General features: G+C 65.2%; 6 protein-coding genes and 1 pseudogene. 2 read left to right on the forward strand and 5 right to left on the reverse strand.

Annotated features, from left to right (window positions below; all coding sequences use genetic code 11):
• Window positions 1-215 precede the first annotated feature (215 nt).
• Entirely contained in the window at window positions 216-2255 is a 2040-nt protein-coding gene (gene mutL, locus Q0K00_RS10485) for a DNA mismatch repair endonuclease MutL (RefSeq protein ID WP_297229307.1), read from the reverse strand.
• On the opposite strand from mutL, the gene Q0K00_RS10490 reads away from it, so the two are divergent.
• The gene (locus tag Q0K00_RS10490; protein WP_297229309.1) at window positions 2235-2678 is read left to right on the forward strand and encodes a hypothetical protein; all 444 of its coding nucleotides are present in this window, start codon (window positions 2235-2237) and stop codon (window positions 2676-2678) included. The two genes, mutL and Q0K00_RS10490, sit on opposite strands and share 21 nt — an antisense overlap.
• Window positions 2679-2922: 244 nt before the next feature.
• Here Q0K00_RS10490 and Q0K00_RS10495 read toward each other — a convergent pair whose 3' ends face one another.
• The 3 genes from Q0K00_RS10495 to Q0K00_RS10505 all read right to left on the reverse strand — a co-directional run bounded on the left by Q0K00_RS10495 (window position 2923) and on the right by Q0K00_RS10505 (window position 6025).
• The gene (locus tag Q0K00_RS10495) at window positions 2923-3321 is read right to left on the reverse strand and encodes a hypothetical protein (RefSeq protein WP_297229311.1); all 399 of its coding nucleotides are present in this window, start codon (window positions 3319-3321) and stop codon (window positions 2923-2925) included.
• An 88-nt stretch (window positions 3322-3409) separates the two neighbouring features.
• Window positions 3410-5431, reverse strand: coding sequence for a hypothetical protein (locus Q0K00_RS10500; protein ID WP_297229313.1), 2022 nt, complete (start codon window positions 5429-5431; stop codon window positions 3410-3412).
• Between the two features lie 6 nt (window positions 5432-5437).
• Window positions 5438-6025, reverse strand: coding sequence for a hypothetical protein (locus tag Q0K00_RS10505; RefSeq protein ID WP_297229315.1), 588 nt, complete (start codon window positions 6023-6025; stop codon window positions 5438-5440).
• Between the two features lie 310 nt (window positions 6026-6335).
• Between Q0K00_RS10505 and serS the strand changes: the two genes are divergently transcribed.
• Complete coding sequence (gene serS, locus Q0K00_RS10510) at window positions 6336-7610, forward strand: serine--tRNA ligase (protein ID WP_297229316.1); 1275 nt, start codon at window positions 6336-6338, stop codon at window positions 7608-7610.
• A gap of 585 nt (window positions 7611-8195) precedes the next feature.
• Here the strand turns inward: serS and Q0K00_RS10515 are convergent.
• A pseudogene (locus Q0K00_RS10515) lies at window positions 8196-8319 on the reverse strand (IS5/IS1182 family transposase); the annotation flags it as partial.

The following is an 8319-nucleotide window of genomic DNA, read 5'->3' on the forward strand; positions in this document are numbered from 1 at the left end:
TGCCCATACATTCCTTTCGGCAATCCATATTGCTGCCATTGTCATTTTTTACCTTTAATGAGTCCTGACCCTAGAGCCTGTTGGCACGAGCTATTACTTGTTGGGGGCAGGGTACGACGTGACTTTGCCTCAAAGGCATAGCGTAAAGCGGGCAGCCCGTGCGGGGCTGCCCTCTTTTTCTTTCTCTTCCTCGCCGGGCACGACGTCCCGCCACCCTACTGTTTGCGCTTGAACAGGCGTTCCAGCGCCCCGGCATCCCAGCGCAGCACGGCCGGGCGGCCATGCGGGCAGTATTCGCGCTGCGGCGTCTGCAACCACTGGCGCACCAGCCCCACGGCCTCATCGTCGGTCAGGCGCTGTCCGGCCTTGATGGCGCTCTTGCAGGACAGAGAGACGAACATGGCTGTGGTGTCGTCCTTGCGTCCGGCCAGCGCTTCCCGCAGGAAATCGCGAGCTTCCGCCCGGCTCAGGTGCGGCGGGATGCAGCGCGCCGTCAGCCATCCGGGGCTCGTCTCCAGCGTGAAGCCCATCTCCTGCAGGCGGGGACGCAAGGCAAAGAGGCGTTCCTCCTCCACAGGCTGGAGATCCAGCTCCAGCGGCAGGGCCAGACATTGCCCTGTCCCGCTGAACGCGCCCTGTTCCAGCCGGGCATAGAGCACGCGCTCATGGGCCGCGTGTTGATCGAGCAGCAGCAAGGCCCCTTCGGCATCCCGCAACAAAAGATAGGTATCGGCCACCTGTCCGAGATAGGCCAGATTGCCCACGCGCAACGCTTCCCGCTGGACGGAAGGCTCCTCCGCCGCGATGGCCGGGCAAGGCGACCCCCTGTCCGACATGGCGGGGGCGACCTCCTCCGACAGGGGGACAGCCTCGGCTGGCGTAGCGGCCTCTTCCGGCCGCGGCATGACCGCAGCCGCCGCGACCGTGTCGGGCGTGTGCCGTCCGGCACTGTCGAACGGGGCCCCATCCGACATGGCCGTCGGGAACGGCATGGCCATGCGCGGCAAGGCGTCCGCATCTTCGTGCAATCCCGACCGGGCAGGCACGGGGCTCACATGCCACTGTCCGTCCTCATCCGGCAGGCCATCCGTCTCATCGGGACGACGACGCAACAGCGGCGGCGTGTCCAGCGTCCCCCAGAATCCCTGAGGACGCGGAGCGGTTGCCTGCGCGGCGGCAACGGTGTATGGTGCCTGCCGTTGCCCGGAAAGCCGGACATCGGCCTCCGCCGTGTCGAGCACCTGCTCCAGATCATCGGTCAGCACGCTCTGTACCGCGTGCAACACGGCGGAAAAGACGGCGGATTCATCCCGGAAGCGCACCTCGCTCTTGGCCGGATGGACATTGACGTCCACCTCGGTGGGATCGATCTCCACAAAGAGCACGACCTGCGGATAATCGCGGCTGGTGAGGCGGCCCTTGTAGGCCTCGCGCACGGCCGCCAGCAGACGCTTGTCCGTGACGGCGCGCTGATTGACGTAGAGCAGGATACGGTCACCGCGCGGCTGACTGACGCCGGGAGCGGCGGCGGCCCCGTGGACACGGATGCCGTGGCGCTCGCCGTCGAAAGGCCGCAGCGCCTCCACGATGAGAGCGGGCCAGAGTTTGGCCAGACGCTGCATGAGCGTTTCGCCGGGCAGGAAATCCAGCATCACGCGCTCACCGGCACGCAGACGGAAGCCCACGTCCGTACGGGCCAGCGCCAGTCGGGTCAGCCAGTCCTGAGCGCGCTTGAGCTCCGTGGCCGGGCTCTTGAGGAATTTGAGGCGGGCGGGCACATTGACGAAGAGGTCGCGTACCTCGACCAGCGTGCCCCGATGCAGCGCCGCGGGACCGGTGGCGACGAGCCGCCCGTGCTCCACCTGCACGCGGCAGGCGGGGGCATCCCCGGCGGAAGCATGAGCAGAGGTCATGCTGAACCGCGAGACCGAGGCGATGCTCGGCAGGGCCTCCCCCCGGAAGCCATAGGAAAGGACGTGTTCCAGATCGTCAATGCTGGCGATCTTGCTGGTGGCGTGGCGGGTGACGGCCAGTTCCAGCTCATCGGCCGCGATGCCCTTGCCGTCATCCTGGACGCGGATAAGGCTCTGGCCGCCGTTCTCAAGGCAGACGTCGATATGCTCCGCCCCGGCGTCCAGACTGTTTTCCACCAGTTCCTTGACCACGCTGGCGGGGCGTTCCACCACTTCGCCGGCGGCGATCTGATTGCGCAATTCAGGCGGTAAAAGACGAATATGACCAGAAAGAGCAGACATGGGGCCAGTGTATCCGGCAGGACAACGCAAGGCAAGCGGGGCCGCGACGGCAGCCGTGTGGCCGGACGGCGGATATTGGGCAAGCGTTTCACGCCTGAGCGGCGTTTCCCCCGGCACGCTCGCAGGCCGAAGGATACCCGTCGCTGGTTCACAGTGCCCGCCCCGCTGCGGCGGCAACCGGTGGACCCAGAATTGCTGTTCGTGGAGTGCAGCCGCTGCGGCGCGCCGGTGCTCTGGGACCCCGGCCGGGCCACGCGCCTGCTGGCGCAGGCGGGCGTGGACCCGCTGGAACTGGACAGCTCCTGCCTGCTCATGACGGACGGCTGCCCCTTCTGCCGCCCCGCCGGGCAATACACCGTGCAGATCTACCGGGTCAGCAACGTGAAGGAAGGCCAACTCCCGCCGCTGGTGGGGCACGCCTGATCGGCGGGGCTGTCATCTCTATCCGTGCCGCCATTCGTCGCCTGTTGTTGGGGGAAGGGAAAGCCCTCGCTCTGCTGTCGATGTCTGCGAGGCCTTGCGATCCAGGGCATGTCAACGCTAATCTATAAATAATTCCAATAGATACGATAAACACCTCTACACACTTCGCTTGCCTTTGGAAGCAGGGGGGCCTCGTGTCACTGACTCTTCTCCCAAACAGACGACGAATACGGACCGGCTGGACTCAATGCCCTGAAAAGGCCAGCACATTGTTCAGCGGGGCCGAGGAGGGGTGCACCTCGCCCGCCTCCAGCTGGTAGCGGGTAAGCCGCCAGTCCTCCAGATCCAGATAGTCCAGCTTGCCCTGCATGGTCGGCGTCAGATGCTCGCGCAGGGCCTGGACGACATCTTCCACGGGGAAATAGAGCCCTTCAAAGCTGATGCGGGCCATATCCCCCTCACGCACGAGCGCGGGCTCGTCCTCTTCCTGCCCCATGACGCCGGAAACGGCCTGCTCCAGCGCCTGATAAAGGACATCGCCGCAGGGATAGACATGTCCGTAGACCTTGCACAACGGGCTTTGCGCCATCAGCGCCTCCAGATAGAGCATTTTCAGTTTGAAACGCTTCGCGTTCCAAACCATACGGCCTGTCGTTTCGCGGAAAAAACGCGGTTTTTCCGCTCACTTTTGGCCGGGCGGCGCTGTGCTGCCGCCTCGCATTTTGCCTTTTTCAAAGGCAAGATCCTCTAAGCGATCTGTGCTCGGCGGGCGGTCCGCCGCGCCTTTCCTCCTGAGCGGGCCAGACTATCCAGTCCCAGCGGGCGGGATAGCCCCGGGCCCCTTCCTGCAGGCGCGGCGGAGGAGGCGGACCGACCAGCCGCCGGTCTGCCGTCTGGCCCTCGCCGGAAAGCGCCTCTTCGTCCCGTAGGGCATAGGCCAGCGTCTTGATGCGGACGGCCCAGGCATCATCCCAGATACGGGCCCACGTCGCCACAAGGCTCTCGGCACGACGAGGGAGCGGACAATCCGTCCGGCGCGGCGTCATGCCGCGGAACTCGTCCTCCACCTCCGGCGGGAGAAGGCCGGCGACTGCCGACGACGGGGCGGCAGGCGGCGCGGACGGCGTCCGCAGGCGCTCGGAGCGGGCGGCTACGGCCTGCGTGGCGTCGATGACGGCCCAAAGCTCGGTCAGGACGGCGTCAGGCAGGGACACGCTGACCGTCCACTGCGCGGGGACCGTCCAGAGTCGGCGCGGACATTGCTCGGCCCCCGCCCGCAACGGGGCAAGGCCCAGCTCGAGCAGGGCACGCTCTTGCGCCCTGTCCCGCAGTTCCTCTTCCGGCAGGCGGGAAAGGCGCAGATCCACCCCCAGCAGGAGCAGGACATCCTCGCCCCAGTCCATCCCGCGCCGACGGGCCTCCAGCCAGTGCGGCTCCTCGTCCACCAGCGGCAGATCGTGCCCATCCAGCAGACTGCCTTCCGGCAGGGTCCGGGCGGCGAGCAGTCCCAGCGCCCGCGACGGGGAACGCGGACAGAACGGCGTCTGCGTGGAGTCGGGCGGCAAGAAGCCCAGATCCGTTGCGGTCCGACTGTCCAAGGGAGAAGGGACCTCCCGCGTACCTACGAAAGCCTGGGCCAGCGAGCCCAGGTATTCGGCCTGACGGCGGGTCTCCGCCCCCGTCTCTTCTTCGGGAGAGGGGACGGGAGGAGCGCCCGCGGCCACGGAAGGCTGCTCATCACGGCAAAGGTCCTGCCGTCTGGCCATCTCCAGCCCGTCGCAATCCCCTCCGCGCACGCAGGCGGCGATGAAATCCTCGCACATGCCCGTGGTATTGCCGCGCAGCTTGCGGATGGCCCCGCGAGCCCGCAGCCACGGCGTCATGGACGCATGTGGCGCGTCGTGCAGGATGATGGAAAGATCGTTCTCCGCCAGCGCCAGCTGATGCAGACGCCAGTAGCCCAGTGCCCGGATATAGCGGGCCCGCGCCAGACGCGGGTCCAGCGCGAGGGCGCGGCCGCAGGCCCCGACGCAGCGCTGCGGCTGATCGCGCTGCAGGGTGGCCTCGGCAAGCAGCAGCCAGAGGAGCGGGCTTTCCTCCACCCGCGTCGCCGCATGTTCCAGCGCCAGCGCCTGATCGGCCGTGGCCAGCCAGCCGTCGCCCGCCGCGGCCAGCGCCCGCCGCGCCGGGCCAAGCAAGGCCCGCAGCCAAGCGACCTGCCGGGCCTCTTCCGGGCTGTCCGGTCCCGGCGTCCGGGCCAGCACCGTCCGCAGCTCGTCCAGCAGGCTTTGCCATGCCCCGTAGAGGGGGCCGGGGCGCAGGGCGCGTTCCAGCGCCTGCCGGAAAGGCCCCGGTTCCAGGATGAAATCGATATGCTCGCCTTCGCGCTCGTCCGGACCTGTCGCGCCGTAGAGCATGGCGGACAGGATCAGTCTGGGTTCGGCCCCGATGAAATAACGGGCCGCCGCCCGGTTGCGGGCAAGGCTGTCCGCGCCTGCCTGCAGGCCCATGAGCCAGAGCCGGGCGCGTCGGCGCAGAAGATCGGCCTCACGGCCTTCGGGGGAAAGGGAGTCGTCGGGCGGCACATCCAGCTGCACATGGATGCGCGGCGAGGGCCCGATGGTGGGCAGACTGCTTATGCGGGGCGTGAAAACGACGGCCCCGGCCACAGGGCCGGGGTCCGTCAGCAGCAGCCGGCAGAACACGAGCAGCGCCACCGGCAGGAGAAAACATCTGGGCAGCTTGCGCCGCACGTTATCCTACTTCTGCCCGATGATCGTCTGGATCTTGCTGGCCATGGGCTGCACGAGATCGCGCAGGCAGGAAGTCATGAGATCCTTGGCCATATCGCCGGAGGGCAGGTCGTTGCGGGTCTGGCCGGAATTGAGGGTCTCCCGGTTGGAAAGCTTGCCGCTGCGGCTGGCGACCCGGTAGGAGGCGCTCATGTTGCAAACGAGTTCGGTGGCCGAGACTTCGCGCAGCCAGGCCTTGTCCAGCGTACCGGTCACGATGAAGTCGGGGTTGCCGCTGCGGGCCTGATCGGGCGTAAGGGCGTAGGAGACCTGCAGACCGCAACGACGCAATTCGTCCGCCAGAGCCTGGCTCACCCACTGGCTGGCATCCTGACTGCCCACGAAGGCCGTCCCGTCACGACGCACGCCGAGATCCTGACTGTCGCGCTTGTCCTCGAAGACGACCACGCTCACGCGCGGGGCATTGGGCGCGGGCAGCACGTTGTTGGGCACGGTGGGCGCCACCAGCGGCACGGTATTGCTGGGGCCGCAGGCATTCAGCAGAAAGGTGGAGAACAGCAGGATCAACAGGAGGGGGAGTCGGGAAAATTTCATGGATTCCTCGTCATGGCTATCCGCCGCCGGCCCGTCCGTGCCAGGCGCACAGGGCAGGCGACTGCAAAAATGGCCTGGAAGCACATGCCTGACGCCCCAGCATGACGGACGGCAGGCACTCACGTTGTCGTAAGCCGTCCCGGCAAGACCTCGGAGCATCCGCGCCCCCACCCTGCCCACAGGGCATCCCGGCGGGGAGCGGCGTTCCCGGATATGACGGCTGTTCGAGAATATAGGGAAAGGGCGTGTCTTGCAAGGCATTATGGGCCGTGGTAGCTTTTGCCCACAAAAATCCCAAGCAGGAGCTCCCATGATCGATCTCAAACTGGTGCAGAAAAATCCCGAAGTGCTTGCCAAGGCTCTGGCCGACCGTCAGTCCAGCCTGCGCGTGGAGGACTTTCTGGCTTTGGACGGCCGCCGCCGCGCCCTGCTGGCCGAAGTGGAGGCCCTGAAAAACCAGCGCAACACGGCGTCCGGCCAGGTGGCCGCTCTCAAACGTGAAGGCAAGGACGCCTCCCACATGATGGAAGAGCTCGGCGCGCTCTCCGACCGCATCAAGGCGCTGGACGCGCAGACCGCCGAAGCAAAGGCCGCTGTGGAAGAGTGGCTCATGGGCGTGCCCAACATCCCTGACGCCACCACGCCCGTGGGCAAGGACGAGTCGGAGAATCCCGAAGTGCTCCGCTGGGGGACCCCGCGAGATTTTGATTTCCCCGTCAAGGAGCACTGGGAACTGGGCACCGCGCTGGGCGGGCTGGATTTTGAACGGGCCACCCGGCTGGCGGGCAGCCGCTTTGCGCTTTCGCTGGGCTGGGCCGCCCGTCTGGACCGTGCCCTGGTCAACTTTTTCCTGGATGAGCATGTGCGGAACGAGGGCTACATCGAGGTCTGCCCGCCGTTCATGGTCAATCGGGCGACCATGACCGGCACGGGCCAGCTGCCCAAATTCGAGGAAGACCTCTTCAAGATGCCGGACTGGGGCTACTATCTCATCCCCACGGCCGAAGTGCCCCTGACCAATATCCACGCCGGCGAAGTGCTGGACGAGGCCGATCTGCCGCGCGGCTACTGCGCCGCCACGCCCTGCTTCCGCTCCGAAGCCGGTTCCGCGGGCAAGGATACGCGCGGGCTCATTCGTCTGCACCAGTTCACCAAGGTGGAGATGGTGCGTTTCGCCCATCCCGACGACAGCTTCCACCAGCTGGACGTGATGGTGGGCCACGCCCGCAATCTGCTGGAAAAGATGGAGCTTCCCTACCGCGTCATAACGCTCTGTACCGGCGACCTCGGTTTCGGCTCCGCCAAGACCTTCGACCTCGAGGTCTGGCTGCCCGGCCAGAACACCTATCGGGAGATCTCCTCCTGTTCCAACTGCGTGGACTTCCAGGCGCGGCGCGCGGACATCCGCTTCAAGCCCAAGGGCGGCAAGAGCGCCTATGTGCACACCCTCAACGGCTCCGGCCTGCCCACGGGGCGCGCACTGGCCGCCATCCTGGAAAACGGCCAGCAGAAGGACGGCAGCATCGTGCTGCCCAAGGTGCTCGTGCCCTACATGGACGGCGTGGAGGTCATCGAACCGCGTTAGCGTTTTGCCGCTGAACAGGCATGACGCACGGCGGCGACACAACGCCGCCCGGCCAAAACCAAGCGGGAAAACGGCGCTTTTTCCGCGAAACGGCAGGCCGTATGGCTTGGAACACGAAGCGTTTCAAACTGAAAATGCTCCAGGGCCTGTGAACACTATTCGCTGTCTGTTTGGGGGGAAGAGCCAGGGACACGAGGTAACCCCGCCTCTACGGCAAGCGGAGCGTGTACGGGTAATAGACTTATATATTAAAATTATTTGCAAAATTAGTGTTAACAGGCCGTAGGGTTTGACGTTTGCCGGAACACATCATTTTTTCGGCGGAAAACAGTCTTTTGCGTCGAAAATGTTCCATAGTGCAGTAAGAGCGCCCCAAATGAAAAATGGGGCGCTCTTGTCGTTGAAAAGAAGAGAGGGAGAGGGATCAGAGCCTTTTGCCGATGAAAAAGGCCACATGCGAGGCGGCGGGCACAGCGCCGCCCGGCCCAACGTGAGCGGCATGAGCGCTTTTTTTTCGCGAAACGGCAGACCGTATGATCTGAACCGCAAAGCGTCCCAAACAGAAAATGCTCTTAGACAGTGTCGTCAAATTATATTTACCCACAAAGATATGCATCTAATTTGAACGGCGACAAGAAAAGAGGCGCATCTTTTGACATACCGTGTAGCAATTCCTCGCCAGCGTTTGAGATGGAGAAAAGCATTCTCG

It is taken from the genome of uncultured Desulfovibrio sp. (assembly GCF_944327235.1).
GTDB lineage: Bacteria > Desulfobacterota > Desulfovibrionia > Desulfovibrionales > Desulfovibrionaceae > Desulfovibrio.

Bases quoted from the DNA above. Each gene is read 5' to 3' on its own strand.
- Q0K00_RS10490 (WP_297229309.1), top strand. From the start codon at position 2,235: ATGACCAGAAAGAGCAGACATGGGGCCAGTGTATCCGGCAGGACAACG.
- mutL (WP_297229307.1), bottom strand. From the start codon at position 2,255: ATGTCTGCTCTTTCTGGTCATATTCGTCTTTTACCGCCTGAATTGCGC.
- Q0K00_RS10495 (WP_297229311.1), bottom strand. From the start codon at position 3,321: ATGGTTTGGAACGCGAAGCGTTTCAAACTGAAAATGCTCTATCTGGAG.
- Q0K00_RS10505 (WP_297229315.1), bottom strand. From the start codon at position 6,025: ATGAAATTTTCCCGACTCCCCCTCCTGTTGATCCTGCTGTTCTCCACC.
- serS (WP_297229316.1), top strand. From the start codon at position 6,336: ATGATCGATCTCAAACTGGTGCAGAAAAATCCCGAAGTGCTTGCCAAG.